The following is a 25,716-nucleotide window of genomic DNA, read 5'->3' as shown; positions in this document are numbered from 1 at the left end:
ATGTTCACGGCTAGACGCAGTACAATGGATTACAGTTTAATCAATTAAGGAGGCGCATGCTCATGAGTCAGATTACAGACATTATGGAGTTCAACAAGCATTTTGTAGAGGAAAAGGCATACGAGAGCTATCTGACCAGCCGCTTCCCGGATAAAAAAATGCTGATCATCACCTGCATGGACACACGGCTTGTTGAGCTTCTGCCCAAGGCCATGAATTTCAAGAACGGTGATGTCAAAATCATCAAGAACGCCGGAGCCGTCATCTCCCAGCCGTTCGGCAGTGTCATGCGCAGCGTCATGGTTGCGCTATACGAGCTGGATGCAGACGAAGTCATCGTCGTCGGGCATTATGAATGCGGCATGGCTTCCCTGAACGCGGACAAGATGATTAACTCCATCAAGGAGCGCGGCGTCTCCGATGAAGTGCTCAGCACGCTGGAGAATTCGGGAATTAAGCTGACGAAATGGCTGCGCGGGTTTGACAATGTCGAGGAGGGGGTAATTCAGACTGTGGAGCTGATTAAGCGCCATCCCTTACTCCCCCCAAACGTACCTATTCACGGCATGATCATCGATCCGGCTACCGGAGCGCTTGAGCTTGTCTCGGACGGATACGCGGACTAAGGCAACTCTCTGATACTGCTGTTTGCGCGGGTCCCGGACCCGCGCATTTTTTATGTAAATTCTTATTTATTAAAATTTGAAACCTCAGCCTCCGCTCTGCGTATTACCGGGCAACAGCCGGGTAAACTGGGTGTTACCAAACTTCTAGGAGGTTCTTGTACTCAATGAAACCAATGAAACGTGTAATGATGATCGTTATGGCCTTCACGCTGTTCTTCGCTGTCACTGTTCCTGACTTCGCAGATGCCCGCCGCGGCGGCGGGGGCTTCAAATCAGGAAGCCGGGGATTCACGACGACCCCGAAGAAATCAACCACAAATAATGTGAAACAAAGCGATAGCACCAAAAGCAACACCAACGGAACTGCAGCGAACGCGAACCGCGGCTTCTTCAGCGGCGGCAGCCTGATGAAAGGCCTGATGATCGGCGGGATCGCCGGCTTCCTCTTCGGCGGAATGTTCGCCGGCATGGGCGCTTTTGGAAATATCATCGGATTCCTGATTAACATGCTGGCCATCTACTTCGTAATTACGCTGATTATGTCCTTCTTCAAGCGCAGACAGGAGCGGCGCCGGCTGGAAGAAAGAGACGGACGCTACTAATGGGTGTTACTGTTCTCAGCATGGACGAGATTATCAATGCGATCTGCCTGCATATGGCGGAACGTAAGGCTGTGCGGGTGGAGGAAGTCCAGGTGGAACTGAGCTGGGACGAGGACACCGGCTACACCGCAGAGGTCTGGATACAGGGAAGAAGCCAGTACCTGGTGGAGTCCAACATGATTGAGTCTATTCTTCGCTACGTACACAGCGAATACGGCATCCGTGCCTACCGTGAAGATGTACGGCTGGAGCTGGACGAAGAGATTACAGCGGTTGTGAACACGTAAGTGTTGCAAGACTTGACTCGAATAAAGGGATGGCCCCGTGTAGCGGGGTCATCCCTTTTATTGTCACTGCCTCATAATCACAAGATAACTTATCCTTCCGGCGGATGGAACCCGGCCAGTACATCGTCCCTGCCGGCCCGCGCAGTGCCGCTTCCATGCAGCTCAGCCCAAGGCACACGCTGCTGCCGCAGAATCGCCGCAGTTCCTTCAGAAGTGTACTCCGCATACCTGACCATTTGCTCATTGGCAGGCTCGCCCCAATGAGTCCAGCCTTGGGGGTGGATATGCTGGCCCATCCGGCAATCCACAAAGGCAGTCTTGGCATGCTCCCGCCATGGACGGCCCAGGAATACCGGGGCTGTTCCCGGCTCAGCGCTCAGATAACATTGATTGAACACGTAGCCGTAGGCCTGCCCTTCGGGAGTGGAGGCTGCCGTGATGTAGCCTGCATGGCCTCCGCTATTCCGCAGGCTGTGCAGCGTGCAATGCTCGAAGCAGGCCGTTGCTCCCCCAAAAATATAATCTACCGTTCCCTCAATATAACAGTACTGGTATAACTGGCGGTACTGTGCGTGATGCTCCCGCAGCGGAACGCCGCCGAACAGCAGACGCTCTCTGGGGGCCGGCGGCAGCGGGCCGGTGAACAGCGTGTCCTGATGGCCCTTGAAGGTACAATTTCGGAATACCGTCTCATCACAATGGGCGTACACCGCTACTGCCTGCCCTACCTCGCTGCCTTGCCCCGCTGTATTGGAGACGGTCAGATTCTCCAGGACCAGCTTCCGGCCGCCAAGGAACAGGGTGGGAGTCGCAAAGGTCCCGATCTCCTCCCCCTGCTCATCCAGCTCCCGGGCATAGCGGTTCATCGTGATCTCCACTTGTCCGATGCCGATGATACGGAGAAGGGAGCGGTAGACCCGCACCTCCTCCTTATACACGCCCGGCATAATGTAGAGCGTGGCCTCTATCTCCGGGTCCAGCCGTTCCAGGGCATCGACTGCCGCCTGAATGGTAGAGTAATCGCAAAAGCCCTCTTTGCCCACCAGCATTCCTTTTCCCATCCTCTCTCGCACTCCGGACTTCGTTTATAGCTTGCTTACTTCTTGGTCAGTTTATATGCAGCTTCATATTCTTCGGTGATCTTGGTTCCGCCCGAATCCTTCCAGGTCTGTACGGCTTTCTTGAAGGCCGCCTCATCCGATTGGCCCATGATATATTTGAAGGTAGCATCTGTAATGATCTTTTGCAATTCCGTTCCCTGCTCATTATTGGTTGCCGAATCCAGCGGAACGGTTGGGTCAAGCACGGCGAACTTGTCATTCTCGCGGATCAGCTCATTGGCCAGCTGCTTCTCAGGGTTCGCATCCTTAAGCGTATAGGCAATTTCACTAGGTCTGCTGGAGGAGAAAGGCTGCACATCCGCCTGCCACAGCTCGGTGTTCAGAATTTTGAAGGCCCCGTTCTCATCATATTCATAGTGGGTGCCTTCGATCCCGCCGGTCATCAGCATGAACGCCTTCTCATCGATCAGGTCATTGACGAACTTCAGCAGCCGCTTGAGCTCTGCTTCAGTCTTCACCTCAGATTTCGGAAAAGCCATCAATCCGCCGATCCCGCTGCCCTCGGACCAGATATGATACTGTCCATCTCCATTAGAAATCTTGTTCACCGGCACCAGCTCCATGCCCGGCTGCAGATCCTGCGCTAATGTTCTCAGACTGGTGATGTCCACCATCCCGGTATAGATCCCGGTCTTCCCTTGCGCGAATTGCTGCTGCTGGTCCGTTTTGGCTGTAACTGCGAAGTCCTGCGCCAGATATCCGTTCTCGTAGAGCTTTCTGGAGTAATTCATCGTGTCGATATACTCTTGGGTATCGAATTCAGGGGTAAACTTGCCGCTATCATCCACCTTCCAGCCATTCGGCGTGCCGAAGTAGGAGCTTAGTGTTTTGAAGCTGCTGTATTTCAGCTCTGATCGATCCCCGAAGCCTGTCGTATCCTTCACACCGTTGCCGTCCGGGTCGTCCTCTGTGAACGCTCTGGCCACTTCATAGACCTCATCAAGCGTCTTCGGAACCGGCAGACCCAGCTTATCCAGCCAGTCCTTGCGGAAAATCAGACCGGAACGCGCCAGATTCTTCTGGAAGGGAACGCCGTACAGCACGCCTTCAATCGAAGCCGCTTCCTTCAGCTCAGGAGCAATCTTCGCCAGATTACTGAACTCTGCGAGGTACGGCCCCACATCCCAGAACAGTCCTGATTTCAGTGAGCTTCTAACCGATGAATTGGTCATCATGGTCAGGGTGACAATGTCTGCAAGCTCCCCGGAGGCCAGCGCCGTAGTGATCCGCTCTTCCTTGGAAGCATCGGGCACCCAGTTGAAGGTGATTTTGCTGTTGGTGTATTCCTCAAGCAGAGATTTGATCGTATCGGTCGGCGGCGAAGCGGTGTGCAGAATATTCAGCCAGGTTAATTCCAGTGTCGAGTTCAGATCCTCTGCAGCGGCAGTCTTCTTCTCTTCTTTGTCTCCGCCGCATGCCGAGAGCACAGTGGTAGCCATTGTAGCGATTGCAATTAGAGTGACCCATCTTTTGTTCATAACACTTCTCCTTTGGTAGATAGAAATAGTTAGCCTTAGCTTTAATACACGCCGTCTTCGCCCATTCTTTTGGCCAGCTTGTTGGAGAGCATCACGAGAATCAACCCGACAACACCCTTGAACAAACCTATCGTGGTGCTAAAGCTTAATTGCCCGTTCTTGAGGCCCGCCGTATAGATATAGGTATCGAAAATCTCGGCGACACTCCGGTTCAGTGAATTCAGCAGCAGATACATATGCTCGAAGCCAAGATCCAGCGTGCTGCCGATTTTGAGGATCAGCAGCGTAATAATCACGGGACGGATGGCCGGCAGTGTAACATGCCAGGTCTTGCGCAGACGGCTTGCCCCGTCCATCTCGGAGGCTTCATAAAGCTGCGGGTCCACTACAGTGATGGCTGCCAGATAAATAATGGTCGACCATCCAAGCTCCTTCCAGATAATCTGCAGGATATAGATCGTCCGCAGCCACTCGGAGGAGGTGAGGAAGCTGATCTTTTTGCCGCCAAGACTTGCGATCATCTCATTGATAACCCCGCCATCCACCGTCAGGAACACATACGTAATGGAGACAATGATGACCCAGGACATGAAGTGCGGGATGTAGATAATCGTCTGAATCCAGTTTTTGAGATAACGTCCCTTCAACTCGTTCAGCATCAAGGCTACAATAATCGGCAGCGGGAAGAAAATCACAATGTTCATGGCAAACAGAATCAGGGTATTGCGCAGCAGCTGCATGAACGTAGGCTCCGTAAATAACCGGATGAAATGCTTCAGGCCGACCCACTCACTCCCGGTAATCCCCTGGAACGGCTGATAATTCTGGAACGCAATGATCAGCCCGCCCATGGGCAGATATTTAAAGATGATGAAATACAGCAGCCCGGGCAGGATCATCAGATACAGCAGCTTGTATTTGTTCAGAGCCGTTAGAGCGCGTGCGCCTTTCCCCTTTTCTATGGTCAGATTTGGTGTTGCGGTGATGCTTGTTGCTTTCACATGTCAGCCTCCTTTGCTCGTTCCTGTTACGATTCCAGCGTAAGAAATTTCTTACATTACGTATATAATCATTATGTGATAGCGTTTACAGAACCCCCGCGGCTGCGGGGTTAAGGCCGATCAGATCTCCTCTGAGGATTACCCGCCTAGGCTAATGATTATTCTGCGGAGACGGGCTGCACGGGGCTTAACTGCGAACACCTCATGCCCGGATTATATACGTAATTTCTGCTCCTTGTTACAGTGAAGAGGTACTGAAAACCGAGGAGGATCACAGAATGAACCATAGCTCACGTAGAAAAGAATCGGTCGGCGGAAGGATTTTCACCTTCGTTAATACAGCCATCCTCATTCTGATTGCGCTTGTCTGCTTATTGCCCTTCATCAATATCATTGCCAGCTCCTTCGCTACCACCCAGGAGGTGATGGCCAAGCGGTTCATCTTATTCCCGACCACGTTCTCCCTGGACGCGTACCGCTACATTCTCTCAACGCCGACCATCTTCCGGGGACTCGGGGTATCCGTGGGTGTCACTATTGCAGGAACCGTAGTGAGTATGCTGCTTACCGCGCTGATGGCCTACGGCTTGTCCAGGAGATACCTGCCTGCCCGCAATACGATTAACTTCATCGTCGTCTTCTCCATGCTGTTCAGCGGCGGAATGATCCCCACCTTCCTGGTCGTCAAAAGCGTCGGCCTGATCAACTCGTACGGGTCCCTGATCTTCCCGGTTGCCGTCAATGCCTTCAACATGATTATCATGCGCAACTTCTTCCAGGCGCTGCCTGACAGTCTGGAGGAGTCCGCCAAGATCGACGGAAGCAATGACTTCGGAATCTTCATGCGGATCATGCTGCCCCTGGCCCTGCCTTCCATCGCCACCATCTCCCTGTTCTACGCGGTTGCTTACTGGAACACGTACATGAACGCGATCCTCTACATGAATGATTCGGCAAAATGGCCAATCCAGGTGCTGCTGCGCCAGATCGTCATTGTCTCCAGCGGGATGCAGGCCGAAGGAAGCTCGGTCGATATTGTGCCGCCGGCTCAAACGATCAAAATGGCGGTCATTGTCATCGCCACTGTGCCGATGCTGGCCGCTTATCCTTTTGTACAGAAGCATTTCACTAAGGGCGCTCTGCTCGGAGCGGTCAAAGGCTGACGGCCCGCCGTTCAGCGTCCATCCAAATGTATAGAGCATATGCAGAAACGGTACCGCCTTGAAGCAAGGACGGTACCGTTTCTCTATGAACACCTGATACAAGCTCCTATGCCAATCCCCTGTTCCCGCTAAAATCCACTGCTATTCGCCCTGCTTCAGCTTCCGGTAAGCGCCAGGCGTAACCTGCTCCTTCTTGCGGAAGGACCGGATGAAATTCTGCGGATTATGATACTGCAGCCGTTCCGCGATCTCCTTGATCGTCATATCCGTCTCTGTCAGCCACCGTTTGGCCATCTCCAGGCGGTAGTTCATGAGGTATTCGCTGAAGGCGGTGCCGTACTCTTTTTTGAAGATGCTGCTTAGATAATTCGGATTGTAATGCAGCCGCTCGCCAATCCCCTCCAGCGTAAGCTCACGGTCATATTCCGCATGCACAATGTCTGTGATCTTATCCGAGAGACAGCGGAACTGCTGGCTGGTCTTGTCCTTCATGCTGTACATCATGGGGTAAATAACCTCCTGCACCAGCATCCGCTCCATCTCTTCGGGATTGCGGATGTCCAGCAGGCGGTGATACAGCTTATTGTTATCCTGGGTCAACAGGACGCTAACTCCCAGATGCTGCTCCAGCTGAATCAGGTTGTTCACGAGCCGCACCAGCATGACCTCGAATTTCAGGGTGCTCTTGTTCTTGCCCATCAGCTCCGCCAGGAACGGATAGAGCGCAGCGGTGACTTGCTCCTTGTCCCCCAGCCGGATGGCATTGAACAATTGCGTCTCCAGCTCTGCCGGATAATGCAGCGACACCGGACCGGAGACAACCATGGATATATCCTCATAGAAGATAATCGATTCCTTACCCAAGTTCAGCCGTTGATGCAGCGCCTGCTTGCTCATCTCCCCGGCTTCCTTGCTCTCTAACAAATTGCTGTAAAAGTTGCTGATGCCGATGCTGATCGACACCTTCAGATAATCGCGCACTGCCTTCAGCAGGGCTGCCGCATAATCCGTCACTTCCTTGTTCATCGCAGCATCACTGTACCCGGCGAAGGTCAGAATCGTGGCCTGGGTGTCATCATTCAGGATAATAGGCAGCAGCCGGTGACCAGCCGGGATCAGCTCCTCCACCATCTTATTGACGGCCAGCAGCAGGACATCCTTGTCCGAAGCCTCCCGGTCGCCCAGACTGTCCAGCTGAATCAGCATCGCCGCATAACGGTGCTTCTCTGACAGGTTGTACCCGAACCGGAGCAGACTCTGCTCCAGCTCCTCTGCCGAGACACGGCTGCGGAACAGATTCAGGATCAGCTGCGTCTCCAGCCGCGGCATTTCCGATTCGATCAGACTCTCAAGCGAAGCCTTCTCCGAGATAATCGTATCAATCGAATGGCGGATATATTCCAGCTCATTCCTGGAATTCACCTGCGGAATAACAGGCAGACTGCGCTTCAGCTGCTCGATCGGCTTGGTGAAATATTGAGAAATCATATATGCCACCACCCAGATCAGGAGAATCGACAGCAGCCCCATCGCGGAGATCCCGAACTTGGTCATCTCCAGCGAGCGGGTAATCTCCGCCTGGTCCAGCACGGTCAGATAGATCCAGTTATTATACGAGGACTTGGCATAGATAAGCTTCAGACTGTCGCGGCCGGAGACCTCCTGCTGGACTGTCCCCTTGTCCTCCATGTAATTGATCGTTCCGGCAAGCTGGCCGAATTGCTCAGGGACTAACAGCCCTTTGCCGGGATCGGATTCATACATCAGTTCACCATGCTTGTTCAAAATGTAGACATAGGCGTCCTCCCCGCTGTTTATCGTGGCATTCAGGGTATGTAATGAAATGTCGGATAAGGCAATCGCCTGCTTCTTAGTGGAGAACACCGGCAGTGTGTTCACGAACCGGATGCCCTTGTCCGTCTTCATCCAGAAGAGGCTCTGCTCCTGATTCTCAATGTACTGCTCCCGGAGCTGCTGAACCTCACCGGCACTGAGATTGCTGAGCTTCTCATTCAGAATCTGCCAATTCTGCACCAGACTGATTAGCGAATATTCCGTCCCTTCGGCCGCCATGGAGGCGATATAATTCAGCTGCGAGTTCACATTCCGGTAAGCAATGAAGTCCTGCTCGGTAATCGGATGGGTCACGACCTCCTGAAAAGAGCTGGTGGTGCTGTAGGTGTTGAACGCGTATTCTATCGTTTGAATCTTATGCTCCAGATTGTTCTTGATCTGCTCAATATAGCTCTGCTTACTGCTGGAGAACCGCTCGACCACAGAATCGATGGTACTGATGTAAATATAGCTTCCGAAGCCGACCACCAGGCCCACGCCCAGAATTAATATAGGAATAAAGATGCCGTAGAACATTCTTCCTTTGCTCATTGTGTTTCCCCTTTGATTTGATAGACTCCATTAAATTATAGCGTTTTCATGAATGCGGTTCCATGATTATTTTCACGTGTGCAATTTGCAGACCGCACGGTGAATACCGTTCGCGCAGCTAAAAAAACGGACCAGCGATAGGCTGATCCGGTCCTGTTCACATCCTGTGTCATGAGCCTTGCTTAGAGTAACGAAATCGCCAGCAGCTCGAACAAAACCAGCGGCATAATCACATTGCTGTTCACCGTACCGGGGTACGGATAACCCGGGCCCGGATATCCCGGACCTGGATAAGGCTTGTAATACGGATTGTAATATCCGCGGCCCATATCCGTGGCTATGGTTACAGCCAGATACATATGCTTGCTGTCCATACCGGCAATCGTACCCTCATGCATCTGACCGTCAAGGGTCTGCACCTGCACTTTGTGATTCAGATACGGCTTACAGGACTGGTGAAGCGAATCGCGGACCCCGTTCAGTTGCTGGACCACCGCCGGGTCTGCCTGATAGATTACCGGCGATTGCGTGCCGGAAGAAGTTGTCGACATAGGTGTATGACCTCCGTGTAATTGGATTTGCTTCATACTATGCACCTGCCCAGCCCAGTGTGCCTAGCCTGCTACCCGCCGTACCTTCTACCCGCATACAGACCAAACAGCCGTACACCGGAAAGTCCGGTATACGGCTTAGTGATCACTCATCTATAAGTGCTGTGCTCTCGGAATAAGGACAAAATTACCCTTCGAGCGAATAAGATTACCTTCGCGCGAGCACAATGTATGCTGTTTTTGATATACATTGGGGCCATACGCCTTGAGCGAACCGATTATATGCTGTTTTCCACATACATTTAGGCCATGTGCCTTCACGCGAGCCAATTGTATGCTGTTTTCAACATACATTGGGCCCACACGCCTTTCGCGAGCCGATTGTATGCTGTTTTTGACATACATTGGGCCCACGCGCCTTTCACGAGCCGATTGTATGCTGTTTTTGACATACATTGGGTTCAACACACCTTTTCGACAGCAGCAGGAAACTATAGTTTCCTAATATAATTAAAAAGCCACGCCGATTCCACCCTGGCCGGCATAGGTTCCCATTACGGGTCCCATCGTGGACAGCAGAATCTCCTTGAAGGGATGCTTCTCGAGAATACGCCGCTTAATCTCCAGCGCCAGCGTCTCACAATTGCTATGAACAATCGCGATTACCGCCTGCTCATAATCATGCTGCTTCTGGTCCAGCTTGGCCAGCAGATGGGTCAGCGCCTTAGGCAGTCCGCGCGTCTTCTCAACCACTTCAACGATACCCTCGTCGCTGATCTTCAGCAGCAGCTTAATGTTCAGCACAGATGCGACAGCCCCGGAGATCCGGCTCAGCCGTCCGCCCTTGATCACATTCTCCAAGGTATCCAGTGTGAAGTATGCAGTCGTCTCTTCGACCTTCTTCAGCACTCTGTCCTTCAGTTCAGCCAGACTTGCTGCGGTAAGTGACCATTTGGCCGCCATGGCGACAATCAGGGTCAGGCCGCCGGAGAACAGCTTGGAATCTATAATTTCAATCGCATTCGGATGTCCTTCTTCCTCGTACATCTCCTTCGCGATCATTGCGGTCTGATAAGTACTGCTAATATTAGAGGACATGCAGATGACCAGAATGTCAGTGCCTGCTTCCACTTGCTTGAAGCTGTCCAGGAAGGTCTGCGGACTGGGGCTTGCAGTCGTCGGCAGCTCCTTCGATTCATGCATTTTGTCATAGAAATCCTTGGCATTCATATCATCCGGCATCAGCTCATGGCCGAAGTGAACCGGCAAATGAACAATGGAGATATCATACTGCTTCGTGTATTCAGGGGGTAGATCCGAACCGCTATCCGTAATTATCTTGATGGGCATCAGAATGCTCTCCTTTCAATTCTATACTATTATAGTTACCCTTTCCCGAAATCAATAGTACAATTTATAACTTGTCAAAATCGGGGTTTTGTGCTTATCCCTAGTTGTGATATGGTTGAAGCATATGGTTACAGAAATGGAGTGTACTAAGATGAGCAAGAATAGAGTATGGAACCGCGGCAAGCATAATGGGGCCGGCCTGTCCAAGAAAACCCCGGCCGCCGCAGAATCCGAGGGTGTTGCGGAGAACGCTACGGCAGAGGACCACAGCGCCGGGGTAATTAACGAGCGGATTGATACGGTCAAGCCGATGAACCGCAGCAACTGGGTCACCCGGCCCGCCCGCGTGAAGCCGCAGAACCCGGATCGTAATAAGAAGTAACTTAACCGCTTTCCTTGGAAGATACACACAAACGGCTACGCTATCCTTTTAAGGACGGCGTAGCCGTTTGTGTGTGAACTGGATGAAGAACCTATGACCAAGAAATCCGGCTGGGTATCAGTTACAGGGATTCAGACAGACTATCCGGCAAATACCGGTTCTCCCGTATTAACGTCCGGATCGCCTTCAGCGTGTTCCGCTGAACCGGGACGCCCGTTGTCCGGTGCAGCTGAAGCCAGCGCAGAGCAGCCAGTGCCTCGAACAGCTCCAGCTCTGCTTGGCTATAACTGCTCTTGGCGGCAAAGGCTGACCGGTAGACGCTGGCATTCCGCTCCGTCAAATACACTCTAAAGAGCAGCATAGACCACGCGATATCATACCTCGGATCATCAAGCTGGACGTTGGTCCAATCGATAATAATGAACCTCCCGGAATCCTCCAGAATATTGCCCAGATGATAATCACCATGAATAAGCTGGTGGGCGGTCAGCTTGCCCCGCTCCGCCAGCTCCTGCGCCAGTGTTTGGATCTCCGGCTGCTCCGCCCAGGCTGGGAAGAAGTAATCTGCGAAATCATATGCAGGAACCTTCAAGCTGCCGGAAGAATCGATCTCCAGCTTATGTACATCGAGCAGATTGGCTGCTATGGCTGCAAGGCTCGCGGCATTCACCTTTTTGACAGGCATACCACCCGAGCTGGTTAACAGCACCTGATGACCCTCAGCGTCGAGCCCCCAAGCATAGGGCCGTGAGACCGCGCAGCCCTGCCGGAACAGCTGCTCCAGCACTTGATACTGGATCGGGACGTCCGGCCGGGACTCGCGGTTCCAGATTTTCAGCACAAGCTTCGTATCCGGCAGTGTAATGCTGCACACCTCCGCTTCCAGTCCCCCCTTCATCGGGGCAACGGCCGCCTCTTCCAGCCTTGCCAGCAGCGCTTCACTCTCTGTGCTCTGCTCTTGCCAGCGGATACCGCTCAGAACATTATTCATAATGATATAATCCCCTTTCACATATATAGCGATTATATCAATGATATCCATTCACTGGCATCCACCTTAATGACAAAAAACCGCCTAAGGCCTGAACCAGCGCCCTAGACGGTTTTAAAATAAATAGTCTTACAGCTCCAGCGTCTCTCCATAAGCAAGTGCCGAGCCGCGTATTCCCGCCTCTTCCAGCGCCTGAACAAAAGCCCCTGCATCCTGCTTGATTGGCGGGAAGGTATTGTAGTGAACCGGAAGCACCTGTCTTGCCCCCAGCCACTTCGCCGCGATAAGCGCATGCTCCGGTCCCATGGTGAAATGTCCGCCGATTGGCAGGATTGCGAGGTCGATCTCATACAGTTCCCCGAACATTTTCAAGTCGCCGAACAGCCCTGTATCCCCTGCATGCAGCACCGTATGTCCGTCCGCCTCAATAATGAAGCCCGCCGGGGTTCCGCCATAGATCCTCTGTCCATCCTCCAGCGTGATGCTTGAGGTGTGGAAGGCATGAATCATCGTCGCCTTGGCAAAGCCAAGGTCCACCGTCCCTCCGATGTTCATCCCGATGGTCTTTTTCGCTCCCTGGCCCTCCAGATGACCCGCCAGTTCCACGTTGGCAACAACCACCGCCTGATTCTGCTCGGCAATCGGCAGAGCGTCCAGGATATGATCCATATGAGCATGAGTCAGCAGGACAGCATCTGTCTTAATATCCTCTACCTTCGTCACCGCCTCAGAGTTACCGCTAATGAACGGGTCGACGATCAGCGATTTGCCGTTCACCTCAATTTGAACACAGGAATGGCCGTGGTAGGTAATTTTCATAGAATTCCTCTCCTCTTCTTGATTAGTTTCAATAGGTCCTAAGGAATGCATCGTGCAAAAACCCAAGCTTTACGATACAATGACACCAAGTTGCTCTACATCCAAATCCGGCAGTGCGATTGACGAATATAACATAAATAATAACGTTCGTTGGTTTTTATGATATATCTATTCCTGTTAGCTGTCAAGAGAGGTGTGAAGAAGTTGCTGTCCGTTGAGAAAACAATGCTGTTTCTGTTATCTAAGGTGAAGCAGATGGGCGCCCAGCAGATTGTCGAGATCTATGAACAAAGGGGGTACACCTCCACCTATATCCGTAATGCCCTATCCCGCTTGAAAAAAGAGGGCTATATCGCTTCCCCGGCACGCTCCTGGTATAACGTCACTGCCGAGGGCCTCGCCTACATTAAGGCGATTAACAGCAAGCCGGCCCGTTATCAGGAGCAGTGGGATCATACCTGGGATGTGGTGATGCTGGAGGTGCCCGAATCCGAACGCAAGAAGCGCGATCTGTTCCGCTCAGCACTCGGACAGCTGGGTTATGGGCTTTTATATAACAGTGTGTACATCTCACCGTGGAACTATCAGGACGAGGTCGCAGCCCAGATCCAGAAGCTGGAGCTGGAAGGCAAGGTGTCCATCCTGCAAGGCCAATTCCAGGAAGGCGCGATTACACCGCTTAAAGCGCGGGCCATCTGGCACCTGGACGACATCGAAGCCTTATACCGGAAAAAAGCGGTCTGGCTAAAGGAAGAATTCGCTCCGCGATTAGCGGATACCCTTCGGGCAGGGCAACCGTTACAGCTGTTCCTGTTATATTTGCAAATGGGCGAGGAGTTAAGCGGACTTTTCATGGCCGACCCCTATCTCCCGGATGAGCTGCTGCCGGACCACTGGCCGGGCAAACAGGTCCTCTCAGACATGAGAGAATACATGGTTAGAGCCGCTCAGGCGATACCTGCGGATTCGTTTTATGCACCCTTCGTTCAATAAGGTATGGCAAAGAGCAGCCCGGACTCCGGGCTGCTCTTCGTATGTGAACTACTCCTCACGGCTGCCGGAAGCCAGCAGCTCCCGGACAGCTTCCTTATTCGTAAGCGGGGCCCGGCAAGCGAAGTTGCGGCAGACATAGGCCGTTGCTTCGCCGCGGATGGCCGGTTTGTCAGCCAGATGCGGCAGCAGGCGGAGCATCTCTCCGCTGTCCCCTTCCCAGTTGACGATGAGCGCTGCGTCCGGCAGATAGGTCTGCTGGACCTGGGCGAGCATGGCGTGCAGCGCGGGATCTTCTTTTTTGCCGGCGAGGACCCATTCTCTGCCGCCGGAGACCATCCCCAGATGGGCCTGCAAATACATCGAATAGCCCGGCGGATACTCCGAAGCAGCGGAAGCAAGCACCGCAGCGGTGCGCTCCGCGATCTCTTTTAACTCCATATCCTGAGTAATCACCGACAGCTTCCATAGAAGCTTCGCAGCCACCGAATTCCCCGACGGAATCGCCCCGTCATACAATTCCTTCGAGCGGACCGGCAGCTTCTCCCCGTCATGACCCGTGAAGAAGAACCCTCCGCCTTCCGTATCATGGAACAGCTCCAAGAGTCCGTCCTTCAGCACCAGCGCCCGTTCCAGGTAAACCGCTTGACCAGTAGCTTCATATAATTCGCTGAAGCCCCAGATCAGGAAGGCATAATCATCCAGATATGCCGGAATCGCCGCCTCCCCGTCACGGTAACGGGCCAGCAGCCGTCCATCTTCACGCCGCAGCTTGTCCCAGATGAAGTCCGCTGCACGTTCGGCGGCCTTGGCGTATTCCGGCTTCTGGAGAGCTTTGGCCCCCAGGGCCAGCGCAGCAATCATCAGCCCGTTCCATGAGGTCAGCACCTTATCATCCTTAAGCGGGTGAATGCGCTGCTCCCGGTACTCGAACAGCTTCTCGCGCCATTCGTCCATCCGGGTCCGCAGGCCCAGCGGATTCATGCCCATGCGCTCCGCAATCTCCTCCGGTAGCCCCTGTAGCAGATTCGGAATATTCTTCCCTTCGAAGTTACCTTCCGGCGTAATCCCGTATACATGACAGTAGGAATGCATATCCTCCAGCCCCAGAGCTTCCTCAATCTCCTCGCGGGAGAAGACATAGAACTTGCCTTCCACCCCTTCGGAATCGGCATCCTCCGCAGAATAGAAGGCACCTTCCAGCGAAGTCATATCGCGCAGCACATACGTGAAGATCTGCTCGGCAATCTCCGCATACAGCGGCTTCCCGGTAAGCTGGAAGGCTTCCAGATAGACATTGGCGAGGAGAGCGTTATCGTAGAGCATTTTCTCAAAATGCGGCACCAGCCACTCCCGGTCAGTCGAATACCGGGCGAAGCCGAAGCCCACATGGTCGTACATCCCGCCCTTGTACATCGACTCCAGCGTATGCTCCACCATCCGCAGCGCTTCCGGCTGATCATGCAGCTGGCTGTACGCCAGCAGGAAAGACAGATTATGCGGTGAAGGGAACTTCGGCGCATTGCCGAACCCGCCATACTCCTCATCGAACTGCCGCCGGTACAACTCATACGCCTCATGCAACAGCTCCGCTCCGGGAATACCGCCCGCAGTTTCAGGATGGTACGCATTCTTGCGGTCAAGCGTGTGCAGCTCAGCCAGCAGATCATCGCCCAGCTTACTGAGCGCCTCTCCATCTTGCTCCCACTTCGTATGAATCTGCTCCAGCACATCCATCAGCCCGATCCGCCCGAACATCTGCCGCTTCGGGAAATACGTCCCGGCATAAAACGGCTTCTTCTCCGGCGTCAGCAGCACCGTCAGCGGCCACCCCCCGCTCCCCGTCAACGCCTGACACACCGACATATACAGCGCATCAATATCCGGCCGCTCCTCGCGGTCCACCTTGATCGCTACGTAGTGATTGTTGAGGAGCTGCGCGACTTCGGCGTCCTCGAAGGATTCGCGTTCCATTACGTGACACCAGTGGCAGGTCGAATAGCCGACTGATAAGAAGATCGGCTTGTTCTCCGCCTGCGCCTTGGCAAAGGCCTCTTCTCCCCATGGATACCAGTCCACGGGGTTGTGGGCGTGTTGTAAGAGGTAGGGCGATTTTTCGTTCGCTAATCTATTGGGTGTATTATGAGTCGTCACCAGGCGTCCCCTCATTTCGGATAATTTGGGTAAAGTGTTGTCTAGGGATAGTTTACCCAATTTGGTGGGGGAGGGCTCAGGGAGAAGAACAAAATCCCCCTACTGAGTGACTATCTTTCTAGCTAGTGATTATTTATCCGCCGGCTTCTCTTTTCGCACCAAAGATCCGTTAAAAGCTAGGCAGGCAAACTCTGGGGATTCTCCATTTTCAAAAGTCGTAGACACCAACTCTTCTACTATTAATTCGAACAGGATCTACCTTATTACATTATACACAGACATAGTCAATCCATACTTCTGCTTCTTCCTGCCACCAAAAAGCCCACACCTTGAAGCAACGGTGAGGGCCGTTTGAGGCTTACTTATCAAACAATATAAAAAACATTTTTCCAAAAGCTTCTGCCACTATTAAGTACTCATCGATATGTAATTCTAGATTCCATAAACTAATGATTTCTCAAAATCATTATACTCAAAATTCACCCTTCCTAGTTGTCGATTAACTTCATAATCATTTCCACTTTGAGTTAACCTACCTTTTTCTGCAAATAAATAAAGATTTCTTTTGGCACGTGAACCAATAACATATAGTAGCTTTTTTGATTGCTCTTCTTCTACCATATAGTGTTGATTTATTATACTGTTCCAGTGTGGCACAAAACCTCTTAGTAGTCCAAATGCAATGACTGTGTCAAATTCCTCACCTTTTACACCATGACAAGTATTTACAACAACTCCTTTAGAAATTTGAAACATCGAACGAAAATAAGATATATCCTTTGGTATGGTTTCAAAGTCAGGTTTAGAATACCTTCTCTCAATCCCATAAAAAAAAGACTCCCAATGTTCGTTTAGAACTTTATGTTCTTCTGAGTCAATATTTAATAATGAAAATAACAATGTAAATGCTTGTTTTAAATATAGAATACCATTTGATTCGTCTATTTTTATTCCGTTAATTAACCTTAAAAACTTACGGGATTGGTTACTATTAATTTCATAATTCATATTTGTAAAAATATTAATTTCTTCGAGCACTTGCTTACTCCATCTCATTCTAGTCATATACATCTTTGAAGATGGCTCAGTTAATAATAGTCTTGCAAGCTTATACCAAAAATTATCTAGAGAACGAGGAAGAGGGGTTAATCCAGGTGCTTCAAATGGCACATCTGGCAGTAGTGACTTTAATCTTCTTGAAATGGTAGTTAAATGATCCCAACGAGGAGCAATAACACATATTTCGTTTGGCTCAGTTCCTTTATTAAGATGATGACGAATAATAGTCGCTAATTCTTGATATAATTTATCTTTATGTGTTGTATTATTAAACTTCACTATTCCTTTATCTCTTCCATCATCAATCATTGATTTCACATTTGTCTCATGCCATTGAAATAATGTATAATAATTAATTATCCTTTGAATTGAACGATAATTCCCAGATAGCTCTAACTTTTTTATCTCGCATCCTATTTCTTCTGCTATTTCAGAAACCTCTTTCGCTGTTCCGCCTAACGAACTATAAATTGCCTGGTTGGGATCACCCACTAACAACAATTTACAATTTCTTTGACTGGCTTTTATAATTTGACCCACTACGGCGTACTGTAAGTCCTGTGTATCTTGAAACTCATCTATTAAAATATATGTGAAAATTCTCCCTAGATGTAACGAAATTTTAGGATATTTCATTAATAGTTGAAAGGAGAAATATAGTAAAAGGTCAAAATCAATCATCCGATTTTTTAATAACCGCTTATGTAGCTCTTCTGCTGGATTATTACCAGCACCTATAAAATCATAACTTCCCTGCCTATTTATCCTAGTATTTATCTCAGTGTATCCCGGCAAATTATACTCTTCAATTATTTGTTCCTTTAATTCGTCTACCATAAATTCATCTGCAATACTAAAACCATATTTAAGCTCTGATAAATAACTTGAATATGGACTTAGAATCCACTGAAAACAAAAAGAATGTATTGTCCCAGCCCAAAGTTGCTCAGTTAATATACCCATTTCATCAATTCTTTTGCTTATTTCCTCAGCAGCACGATTAGTATAAGTCAGAGCGACAACCATCTTCTTTTTTGTAGTCATTTTTTCTAATTCATACGCTATTTTGGATGTTAGTACACGCGTTTTCCCACTACCAGGACAAGCTATGACTAATGCATTCTCTTGAAACTTAACAGCTTCTCTCTGTTGAGGGTTTAGTTTACTCAGCATATTGAAGTTCCCTTTCCTTACTAACCATCTTATAGAACCTGAATAATTGATTTTCCGAATCTAGTTTATCAAGAGCACTTAAGATATCAGCAAGAATTGCATCGTCTTCAAGAGCCTCTACTTTTGCTTGTTCAAGTAGTGCCTCAAATAAAGACTTATCTAACCTATCCTCCGTGATATGCTTTGCCATTTTTATAAAGTGCTTTGTAGTAATATGACTAGAAGCAAAAGCAATAGCTTCTAAAATATACGTTGGGATTAGTGTCTTTGGAGACAATCCTTCTGCCATTAATAGAGCGAACCAACCTTTCCCTTCTTTTTCTGCAAGTCTCAGAATTTCTACACCTTTAGTTCGTGAATCAACAGACGTTAACTTTAATCGTGAATTTGTCTTATCTGCCTCTCTTGTATAGATTTTATCCAATGTAGAAATTGTTTCATCTTCGTTACCACTAAGAATGAATTCAACCTCAAAAGTATGCTTTGCATAAAAAGGCCGAACCCATTGATTATCCTTATAAACTGTATCAAGCTTGCTTCTTCTTTCAATACCCTTAGTTTGAGAATCCCTTGCTTTTTTCTGCTCCTTGTTGTCTGTAAAAGAATCTTCTGGAAGGTCGATTAAAGACATGTCGTTATCTGTAATAACAGAACACCTTCTATGAATTCTTTCATCGTGGAATAGCTTAGCTATATGTTCAAAAACAGTACTACTCATATTAATTATACTAACTCCTATTTCATCAAGGCTTATTCCAAAAACTTTTTTAAACATCTCTGGAATAAGAATAAGTTCAGAGTCACCTTCTACTAAAATTACACCTTTTGCAAACAATAAAGTAGATCTAGTAGCATCAAGGTAGCGCTCAATTCTCATACATTCTTTTGGTAAGAGCGATTTACTCGGATTACAAACGTACGTTTGGTTCTTATCTTTACTGAGAACATTTACAGCACTAATTTTACTAGCGGATGAAATGTGTGTCGAATGAGTAGAAGCAATAACCTGTGTATTTTCAAATTGATACTTATCAAACAAAGTTTTTTGAATATGAGTATGAATGTGAGCCTCTGGTTCCTCAATTAAAAGAAAATGTGCAGCCTTTTCTTCCTTTGGTTTTTTATACTCATATTCTAATAACTTCAAAGTTATATAAATTAAATTTGCCCCACCTAAGCTAAGATCTTCTAACTTGCCTTCTTGATCTTCTTCGCCATCACCTACCCATAATGTTAAAGAAGTTAGGAGTTTATTTATCTCCTCTGGCAATTCAGATTTAATATTTACACTTGGGGCATATGTAAAACCTAATGTATCATTCAATGAAGATTTTACTTTATTGGTTAGCTGCTTGATTTCTTCTAATTCACTTATTGTTGCATTCAATTCCACTACCTTGTTTGTAATGGATTGTGAATCTTTAACTTTAATGTCATTTGCAGTCCCTCTTAATAAGTTTAATAAAGGACTATGTTTTATTTGCTTTAAATCACCTACTACGTTTCGTAATGCCTTGATAAAGGTGCAAGCAATTTCATTGCGAATTAAAAATGTTTGAGAAGTTGGATTTCCTAGCTCATCCTGATCATCTTTTTCAGGATCAGAAAATTCTATAGTTTCAAAATCCCCAACTATTTTTTTGTATACTAACTCATCATTTAAGTCTACGTTTCCTCTAAAACAATATACCGTTTCATAGTCATTTATAGTTATTTCAGACAATATTATCTTAAGAGCTTCAGCGTTTTTATCTGAACTCTCGGATAATTCATACAGTAATTTTCTTAATTTCTTATTTGGTCTAAAGTACATAATATACGTACCTTTAGATTCCTCTTCCAGAACATTTTCCATTTTATGAGCTAACATGGTTGTAGCCTCACTAGAATCTAAATCCTTAAATTCTAATTTAATTGCGATCCAGTGTCCTCTCCAATCATTAAGTCCCTTATTAAAGTCTGTCTCAATAAGCTTTGAAGCATTAATTGGTAAATTTCCATCTAACATAAGTCGTAGTGCATAAAATGCATTTGTTTTCCCGGCTCCATTTTCACCAATTAAAGTATTAATTCCTTTTTTAAAGATGAAATTACTATTTTTAAAATTCCTGAAATTTGTAATCGAAAGGTTTGAAATGTACATAATTTCACATCCCGCATTTAAATTATTAAATCTTCAACATATACATATTTCGACATAATTTAGATATTACCTCCAACAAAAGTTGTCTTTGAGATTAATTATTATTTCCGTTGAAAGAACGTTTATATACATCATTATCTTTCAGAAAACAGAGGTCCTCTTACATCAAAAATCAGGACCACTCGTCTAATAGGTAGTTTGGTATAACCGCTTATTGCCAAAGTGCGCCTAAAAACGCTAGCCTGACAGCAATTGTGTTCAGGCTCAAATTTATCTTTTTACTTACCCGTTAAACGGGTTCATTTCTTTTTGTTTCTTTTCTCGCTAAATGGATCTTCATACTCTTTTACACTCAGTCTATCGATTGCCTGGTCATGTGCCTCTTGTTCACGAATATATTTGGCTACCGTGGCCTCTTTCAGTCCTACTGTACTTACATAGTAGCCTTCTGCCCAAAATTTTCGATTTCCGTATTTATACTTGAGTTGGGCATGCTTCTCGAAGATCATCAGCGAACTTTCCCCTTTAGATCCCCCATACATGTCGAGACTGCAATTTTCGGTGGCATCGCTACCAGTATGTGAACATGATCGGACATCATGTGGCCTTCTAGAATTTCGACTCCTTATACTTACATAGTCGTCTGAAAATTTCGATTAAATCTATTCTCACTTGATTATAGATTTCTTTGCGTCTATACTTCGGGGTGAACACGATATGATATTTGCATATCCACTTCGTGTGAGCTAGACTATAGCTTTTGTTTGCCATCTTTGACATTCCTTTCGATTGAGCCTGAACGTCTCAATTCTATCGGATTGGTCTTAGTGGTCAAACCCTCGCTCCCTCCACCCGCATAGCGGGTGGTTTTTTGTTTCCCGCGTTTCACGCGCTCAACTGACTAAAGCAATAATCAAAAAAGCTACCTTCATAAGGCAGCTTTAATAAATATATGTATAATGTTTTGATTTCAATGGTAAGTTGACTAGCCAGCGGATAGAAGGATCTACTTGTTCTCCGTATGCACATTGGCCTCCCTCCCCCATGGTTACCAATCCACAAGGTTCTGGTTTTGTTGCAACATGTAGAGCGATTTTTCAATCGTTAATCTAATAGGTGTTTTGTGAGTTGTCACTGGGCCTCCCCTTATTTTCGATAATTTGGGTAAAATGTTTTCTAGGGATTAGGTTATCCAAACTGTTGGGGGAAGGCGTAGGGAAATTGAAAAAGGTAATGGTATATGAAATGAGTTACCACCCATAATTATCATCCTCCCTACCTTTCTTTTATATTTTAATCGCTGCCACTCTTTAAATATGGCGTAACTTGAATCAATTCTATTAATGATTGAAGTAGGGCCTCAGGAATTCCTTCTACCACCTGCAATTCACTAACGAAATCATTTAGAAATTCTAGAGAACCTATATTTTGTAATGCATTATAAATTAACTCAACTGCTTCATATGATTCTTTTGAACTCAATAATTTCATGACCTCTAGAATTATAGTGTTTGCCGATTTTATATTCCCTGAAATTTCGGATAAAAAATCCTCCAAATAGTTTTCTAGAGTTTCTTTAATGATATTGTCATCTAATGAAATTAGAACTTCAATAATTTGATTGTACTGGAGCAACCTCAGTCTTATAGAACCGATTTCTCCCAGCATTTCTCTCCACTTTTTGTATATTATTGAATTTATATTATAAAAATCATATACTTTTTCTGAAAGTATTACAGGAAAAAATATGTTATTTGATTCCATTTCATACTTACCAATTAGTTGATATAAGGGTACTTTAAAACCACCAAGTATTGGAAGCCCATTAAGTAGAGGGACAAAAACAATATCTGGCCAACTAGTCTCCACTATCCACCTTGAATTATTAAAGTTCCTAGCTTTTTTTAATAAGTCTTTGAACTCTAAACAAAAATGATAATACTGATCTTCAACTGTTGATGTTTCAGATATTATTCCATTATAAATTACAAATCTAGTATTATCTTCGTAGGTATCTATTATTGTAATATCCGGTTTAAAATGAGAAACTTTATCTTGAAAATTTTGAAGTATCAAGTCGGGTGTTATTTTCATTTTCTCTCTAGCACTGTAAATCAAACCGACACCTCTAGGCTTTTGTTCTAACACACTTTCCCACATATTTAAATTGATTAAGAATTCATCAAGTTCTATTTTCGCGAATTTGAAATAATCATTATTTAGATAAGGGCGAAAGAGTTTTTCGAATTCAACCTGCAAAAAAAACATGGATTTTGAAGCTTCGTAAAGATTAATTAATGATAAATTTGATTCAATCTCTTCACCTTTTTGTCTTGCAACTATTACTTCGTGAAATTGTGCAAAGAAATTACCTACCGCAGATATAACTCCCTGCAAATGTTTTCTGTATTCTTTATATGGATGTGTGGAGATACTAGTAGAAATATGAGAACTTGGAACCTCTTTAAAACCTTCACTACTTATTCCAAAGTTATCTACAACAATAATCGGCAAAAGATATTCTTTACGCATTAATAATTTTAGATTATCTAATTTAGAGAAAAAAGATTTAGATTTTGAAACATTCCAATACTTATGCTTATAAAAAAATTCAATAAGATTTTTAAAATCACTTAAGGTCTCAAAGACTGTTTTTCGTAAAGAAATGATTTCCTTTATATAAACATCCCAATTATCATGCCGATGCTTCAAATTCACTCGCATAAGTAACCAAGAATTTACTTGAGTAATCCACCAATCTCGACGGTTTTCTTTTGATATTCTTCGTTTGTTATCAAATGAGTTAATTCCAAAATCTCTAAATATATCAACTCCTAATAATTCAACCGTAATAAATTCTTTATTAGGATATAATCTATCTAAGAGCCCAACCATATTTTTTGTCCAATAATGATTAGATTGTTCAATAACTTCATTAGCTTCTGGGTTTTGAAAGTATGGTGGAATAAAGTAACATATAACTTCTTCATCAGTAATGTCCAATAACAATATATTATGCTGATGGATAAGTCTTTTTCTCAAGATAATTTCACATTCATCGTATAATTTTAAATAGCCCTGTTTGAACAAGCCAAGAGTGGCATCAATTTTACTCTCCGTTTTCCCCTCAATCATTGCAGATAATAATTCATTATAAGAAAATTCCATTTCACATTTCTTTTTTCTTAAGCTAGCCCAATATAATACGTATCCAAAATTCGTCCATTCTAGATCACTCATGGGAATTTTTTTAGGGGCAACTGACATATCCAACCATTTATCAGTGATTAAATATGATAATACATGACTATGTAACGACTCTTTTACCATTTCAAGATGAGTAAACATTTCCGTTTTTGAATAAACATATTCTAATAGATCAAATGCAGCAAACTTTCCTGGAGCAATTTCTCCAGTAATGTCCATAGGAACAAACATAGGCCATCCAGAACCATTTTCTTTGAACACTAAATCAAACACTTCTTTATTTTGATCTACATATTGCATTACGTCTAACCAAAGCATTGCATTCAATGTTCTACCATATGCTACCCAATCAGAATATCCAACACCTGCTATTTGGCCTATCAACCCCATTTCAATTTCGTTATTCGTAAAGTAGTAAAAAAGAAGAACTTGAGGTACATTTCCATCTACACAAGCCAAACTTTTAAGGAGCACCTCATTTTCTTCCAATCTCATCTCTTTTATTAATATAGAATATAAGATTTCTGCTCTTATTGAATGCAATGACTCAATATATTTCCCATCTACTGAGCTTCTAACTAAATATTCATCACTCATTCGCCGTAAAGCACTTATAGTATTTGAACATTGTACTATTTTTTTTGCTCTTTCAAATAGAATAGAGCCATCTACCCTGCCAACATAACATACAAGCAACAATAGATCCAACCAAGAGTCTTCTACACTCTCATCAATTAATCTATTAATTTGAAAAGTTAAACGTTGTTTTAAAGTTTGGTGATTATTAAGTAAATACATAAATTCCAACAGGGGGCCTTCCCCACCAAATTTTTGCCAAGCTTCATCAAAAGTACGATAAAGTTCATGAGGCTTGTTTGCTGTTAGTTTATCATATATTTTTTGCGCTTCTTTTTGGGTTAAAGACAATTCAAGTATTTCAAAAGATACAACATTTTGATCTACATTTGACTGTTTAAAATCTTCTTCACGAATTGATATAAGAAGTGGTATGTAAATCCCTCTAATTTGAAGCTCCCTAATTAACCAAGTCCAATATGTTTGTCCTGGATTAACATCAATATATAAAATAATATTTGTTGAATGTTTTGATAGTCCAAATATTGCTTTCACTAAATTTTCAGCTTGCCCTTGTGTTTGAAGTTGTCTTATACAAAACACAAGTTCTTCAGCATAATTTTTTATCAAATATTTATAACATAATGAAGTTTTCCCTTGTCCAGAAGCCCCTTTAACAATAACAACTTTATCTCCAACAAGCGCAGCTTCAATTTTTTCCAGCCAGTGTATCCGTTCGAAATCCAGTGAAAAGCGTATATGAGCAGGATGCGCAGAAATACCTTGTTCGTATTCTAATTTCATTTCTTCAAAACTTTTAAAATTCTCAATATCAGATAACCTTATAAGAGAACTTCCATATTCTCTAAAATATCCATCTATTGAAGCCATATCTCTACCAATTTGATGTATTTTTTCTTGCCAAATACTTTTAGAAGTATAACCCTTATTTTTTGATAAATCAGAGATATACTGAATTAATAAATCCTGCATTATAGATGGGGCAATCATTGTTGGAATATGACTTTTAATTTGTTCAGCTATTTTAAGTTGAAGAACCTCTTTATCAACTTTCTCAAATATCATTCTTTCCGTAATCCATTCTACTTCTTCTAACAATAGATGGTGGTTCCTTACAAGTTTGTGCTTAATACTTTCTAAAGAACTAGTGACCCCATTTATAAAACCTTCCAATTCATCTCCCAATTCCCCAAAATGTACAACCTTTACGACTATTCTTTTTGATTCTGGCTTTCGCAAACTTAACACTCTCCGAAAGAAACCTTCATTTTTCAATGAAGCACTAGTAGAAGCAAGACTTGATATACACAAATCAGAGCCTAAGTCTTTAATCTGTACTATTTCTGAAACTTCATCATCACTTTTAATAAGTAAATCTTCAAGGTGTTCCGGAAAATACTCTAGTGAGTTTATATCCGCAACTACTCGAGAAGCAATATATAAAGTTTGGGAAGAATAACCTTTCCATGAGGCTTGTGCTCCTAAATCAGATTTACTAAATGGCATTATTTATTCCTCCCAAGTTTAAGTCATCGAAAGTACTGACGAATAAAATCTATTACTTTTATATCCAACGAGAATCCTAATTAGTTATGGGATTAGCAGACGTTATTCCAATGGCTTCTGTTATTTCATTT

18 protein-coding genes and 1 pseudogene are annotated in these 25,716 nt (G+C 45.6%); 6 read left to right on the top strand and 13 right to left on the bottom strand.

The window, feature by feature from the left end:
* Positions 1 to 62 precede the first annotated feature (62 nt).
* The 3 genes from NSU18_RS00605 to NSU18_RS00595 all read left to right on the top strand — a co-directional run bounded on the left by NSU18_RS00605 (position 63) and on the right by NSU18_RS00595 (position 1,515).
* Positions 63 to 626 carry a beta-class carbonic anhydrase gene (locus NSU18_RS00605; RefSeq protein ID WP_036701195.1) on the top strand — a complete coding sequence of 188 codons (564 nt, stop codon included), beginning with the start codon at positions 63 to 65 and terminating at the stop codon, positions 624 to 626.
* Positions 627 to 790: 164 nt separating this feature from the next.
* Entirely contained in the window at positions 791 to 1,228 is a 438-nt protein-coding gene (locus NSU18_RS00600; RefSeq protein WP_341147937.1) for a hypothetical protein, read from the top strand.
* On the top strand, positions 1,228 to 1,515 hold the full coding sequence (locus NSU18_RS00595; protein WP_036701193.1) for a YxcD family protein: 288 nt from the start codon (positions 1,228 to 1,230) through the stop codon (positions 1,513 to 1,515). Before NSU18_RS00600 ends, NSU18_RS00595 begins: the two co-directional genes overlap by 1 nt.
* An 89-nt stretch (positions 1,516 to 1,604) precedes the next feature.
* Here the strand turns inward: NSU18_RS00595 and NSU18_RS00590 are convergent, their stop codons facing one another.
* Genes NSU18_RS00590 through NSU18_RS00580 form a run of 3 tightly spaced genes read right to left on the bottom strand, consistent with a single transcriptional unit; the run spans position 1,605 to position 5,013 of the window.
* Positions 1,605 to 2,564: a pectinesterase family protein gene (locus NSU18_RS00590; protein WP_341150962.1), complete on the bottom strand. Its 960-nt coding sequence runs from the start codon at positions 2,562 to 2,564 to the stop codon at positions 1,605 to 1,607.
* 47 nt (positions 2,565 to 2,611) lie between these two features.
* The gene (locus NSU18_RS00585; protein WP_341022743.1) at positions 2,612 to 4,114 is read right to left on the bottom strand and encodes an extracellular solute-binding protein; all 1,503 of its coding nucleotides are present in this window, start codon (positions 4,112 to 4,114) and stop codon (positions 2,612 to 2,614) included.
* A gap of 41 nt (positions 4,115 to 4,155) precedes the next feature.
* Positions 4,156 to 5,013, bottom strand: a complete 858-nt coding sequence (locus NSU18_RS00580; protein ID WP_445321838.1) for an ABC transporter permease — start codon at positions 5,011 to 5,013, stop codon at positions 4,156 to 4,158.
* Positions 5,014 to 5,393: 380 nt separating this feature from the next.
* Here NSU18_RS00580 and NSU18_RS00575 point away from each other — a divergent pair, with 380 nt between their 5' ends.
* On the top strand, positions 5,394 to 6,278 hold the full coding sequence (locus tag NSU18_RS00575; RefSeq protein WP_341147935.1) for a carbohydrate ABC transporter permease: 885 nt from the start codon (positions 5,394 to 5,396) through the stop codon (positions 6,276 to 6,278).
* A 141-nt stretch (positions 6,279 to 6,419) separates the two neighbouring features.
* Here NSU18_RS00575 and NSU18_RS00570 read toward each other — a convergent pair whose 3' ends face one another.
* The 3 genes from NSU18_RS00570 to NSU18_RS00560 form a co-directional block, all read right to left on the bottom strand.
* Positions 6,420 to 8,663, bottom strand: a complete 2,244-nt coding sequence (locus NSU18_RS00570) for an AraC family transcriptional regulator (RefSeq protein WP_341147934.1) — start codon at positions 8,661 to 8,663, stop codon at positions 6,420 to 6,422.
* Positions 8,664 to 8,845: 182 nt separating this feature from the next.
* Positions 8,846 to 9,214 (bottom strand): hypothetical protein, encoded by a 369-nt coding sequence (locus NSU18_RS00565; protein WP_341022750.1) that lies wholly within the window; start codon positions 9,212 to 9,214, stop codon positions 8,846 to 8,848.
* A gap of 510 nt (positions 9,215 to 9,724) precedes the next feature.
* Positions 9,725 to 10,564 (bottom strand): DegV family protein, encoded by an 840-nt coding sequence (locus NSU18_RS00560; protein ID WP_341147933.1) that lies wholly within the window; start codon positions 10,562 to 10,564, stop codon positions 9,725 to 9,727.
* 151 nt (positions 10,565 to 10,715) lie between these two features.
* On the opposite strand from NSU18_RS00560, the gene NSU18_RS00555 reads away from it, so the two are divergent.
* Positions 10,716 to 10,946 (top strand): hypothetical protein, encoded by a 231-nt coding sequence (locus NSU18_RS00555; protein WP_341147932.1) that lies wholly within the window; start codon positions 10,716 to 10,718, stop codon positions 10,944 to 10,946.
* A gap of 121 nt (positions 10,947 to 11,067) precedes the next feature.
* Here NSU18_RS00555 and NSU18_RS00550 read toward each other — a convergent pair whose 3' ends face one another.
* Together NSU18_RS00550 and NSU18_RS00545 are read right to left on the bottom strand one after the other, a co-directional pair.
* Positions 11,068 to 11,988: a phosphotransferase family protein gene (locus NSU18_RS00550; RefSeq protein ID WP_341147931.1), complete on the bottom strand. Its 921-nt coding sequence runs from the start codon at positions 11,986 to 11,988 to the stop codon at positions 11,068 to 11,070.
* A 78-nt stretch (positions 11,989 to 12,066) separates the two neighbouring features.
* Positions 12,067 to 12,756 carry a metal-dependent hydrolase gene (locus tag NSU18_RS00545; protein WP_341147930.1) on the bottom strand — a complete coding sequence of 230 codons (690 nt, stop codon included), beginning with the start codon at positions 12,754 to 12,756 and terminating at the stop codon, positions 12,067 to 12,069.
* A gap of 225 nt (positions 12,757 to 12,981) precedes the next feature.
* On the opposite strand from NSU18_RS00545, the gene NSU18_RS00540 reads away from it, so the two are divergent.
* Positions 12,982 to 13,749 (top strand): PaaX family transcriptional regulator C-terminal domain-containing protein, encoded by a 768-nt coding sequence (locus NSU18_RS00540; RefSeq protein ID WP_341147929.1) that lies wholly within the window; start codon positions 12,982 to 12,984, stop codon positions 13,747 to 13,749.
* Positions 13,750 to 13,797: 48 nt separating this feature from the next.
* On the opposite strand, the gene NSU18_RS00535 is transcribed toward NSU18_RS00540, so the two are convergent.
* The 5 genes and pseudogenes from NSU18_RS00535 to NSU18_RS00515 all read right to left on the bottom strand — a co-directional run bounded on the left by NSU18_RS00535 (position 13,798) and on the right by NSU18_RS00515 (position 25,585).
* The gene (locus NSU18_RS00535; RefSeq protein ID WP_445321781.1) at positions 13,798 to 15,900 is read right to left on the bottom strand and encodes a thioredoxin domain-containing protein; all 2,103 of its coding nucleotides are present in this window, start codon (positions 15,898 to 15,900) and stop codon (positions 13,798 to 13,800) included.
* 432 nt (positions 15,901 to 16,332) lie between these two features.
* Positions 16,333 to 18,132, bottom strand: a complete 1,800-nt coding sequence (locus NSU18_RS00530; protein ID WP_341147927.1) for an ATP-dependent helicase — start codon at positions 18,130 to 18,132, stop codon at positions 16,333 to 16,335.
* Positions 18,122 to 20,275, bottom strand: coding sequence for an ATP-dependent nuclease (locus NSU18_RS00525; RefSeq protein ID WP_341147926.1), 2,154 nt, complete (start codon positions 20,273 to 20,275; stop codon positions 18,122 to 18,124). Before NSU18_RS00525 ends, NSU18_RS00530 begins: the two co-directional genes overlap by 11 nt.
* A 299-nt stretch (positions 20,276 to 20,574) precedes the next feature.
* Positions 20,575 to 21,046 (bottom strand): annotated as a pseudogene (tnpA, locus tag NSU18_RS00520) (IS200/IS605 family transposase).
* A gap of 522 nt (positions 21,047 to 21,568) precedes the next feature.
* Positions 21,569 to 25,585 (bottom strand): hypothetical protein, encoded by a 4,017-nt coding sequence (locus NSU18_RS00515; RefSeq protein ID WP_341147925.1) that lies wholly within the window; start codon positions 25,583 to 25,585, stop codon positions 21,569 to 21,571.
* Between the last annotated feature and the right edge of the window lie 131 nt (positions 25,586 to 25,716).

Source organism: Paenibacillus sp. FSL H8-0048, from assembly GCF_038002825.1.
Lineage (GTDB): Bacteria > Bacillota > Bacilli > Paenibacillales > Paenibacillaceae > Paenibacillus_AQ.
The sequence above is the reverse complement of the archived record's forward strand: the minus strand, read 5'-3'. Positions and strand labels throughout refer to the sequence as shown.

Coding starts and splice junctions, on each gene's coding strand:
- NSU18_RS00595 (WP_036701193.1), top strand. CDS start 1,228: ATGGGTGTTACTGTTCTCAGCATGGACGAGATTATCAATGCGATCTGC.
- NSU18_RS00545 (WP_341147930.1), bottom strand. CDS start 12,756: ATGAAAATTACCTACCACGGCCATTCCTGTGTTCAAATTGAGGTGAAC.
- NSU18_RS00555 (WP_341147932.1), top strand. CDS start 10,716: ATGAGCAAGAATAGAGTATGGAACCGCGGCAAGCATAATGGGGCCGGC.
- NSU18_RS00590 (WP_341150962.1), bottom strand. CDS start 2,564: ATGCTGGTGGGCAAAGAGGGCTTTTGCGATTACTCTACCATTCAGGCG.
- NSU18_RS00585 (WP_341022743.1), bottom strand. CDS start 4,114: ATGAACAAAAGATGGGTCACTCTAATTGCAATCGCTACAATGGCTACC.
- NSU18_RS00525 (WP_341147926.1), bottom strand. CDS start 20,275: ATGTACATTTCAAACCTTTCGATTACAAATTTCAGGAATTTTAAAAAT.
- NSU18_RS00550 (WP_341147931.1), bottom strand. CDS start 11,988: ATGGATATCATTGATATAATCGCTATATATGTGAAAGGGGATTATATC.
- NSU18_RS00570 (WP_341147934.1), bottom strand. CDS start 8,663: ATGAGCAAAGGAAGAATGTTCTACGGCATCTTTATTCCTATATTAATT.
- NSU18_RS00515 (WP_341147925.1), bottom strand. CDS start 25,585: ATGCCATTTAGTAAATCTGATTTAGGAGCACAAGCCTCATGGAAAGGT.
- NSU18_RS00600 (WP_341147937.1), top strand. CDS start 791: ATGAAACCAATGAAACGTGTAATGATGATCGTTATGGCCTTCACGCTG.
- NSU18_RS00580 (WP_445321838.1), bottom strand. CDS start 5,013: ATGATCCTGCCCGGGCTGCTGTATTTCATCATCTTTAAATATCTGCCC.
- NSU18_RS00530 (WP_341147927.1), bottom strand. CDS start 18,132: ATGCTGAGTAAACTAAACCCTCAACAGAGAGAAGCTGTTAAGTTTCAA.
- NSU18_RS00565 (WP_341022750.1), bottom strand. CDS start 9,214: ATGTCGACAACTTCTTCCGGCACGCAATCGCCGGTAATCTATCAGGCA.
- NSU18_RS00575 (WP_341147935.1), top strand. CDS start 5,394: ATGAACCATAGCTCACGTAGAAAAGAATCGGTCGGCGGAAGGATTTTC.
- NSU18_RS00540 (WP_341147929.1), top strand. CDS start 12,982: ATGCTGTTTCTGTTATCTAAGGTGAAGCAGATGGGCGCCCAGCAGATT.
- NSU18_RS00605 (WP_036701195.1), top strand. CDS start 63: ATGAGTCAGATTACAGACATTATGGAGTTCAACAAGCATTTTGTAGAG.
- NSU18_RS00560 (WP_341147933.1), bottom strand. CDS start 10,564: ATGCCCATCAAGATAATTACGGATAGCGGTTCGGATCTACCCCCTGAA.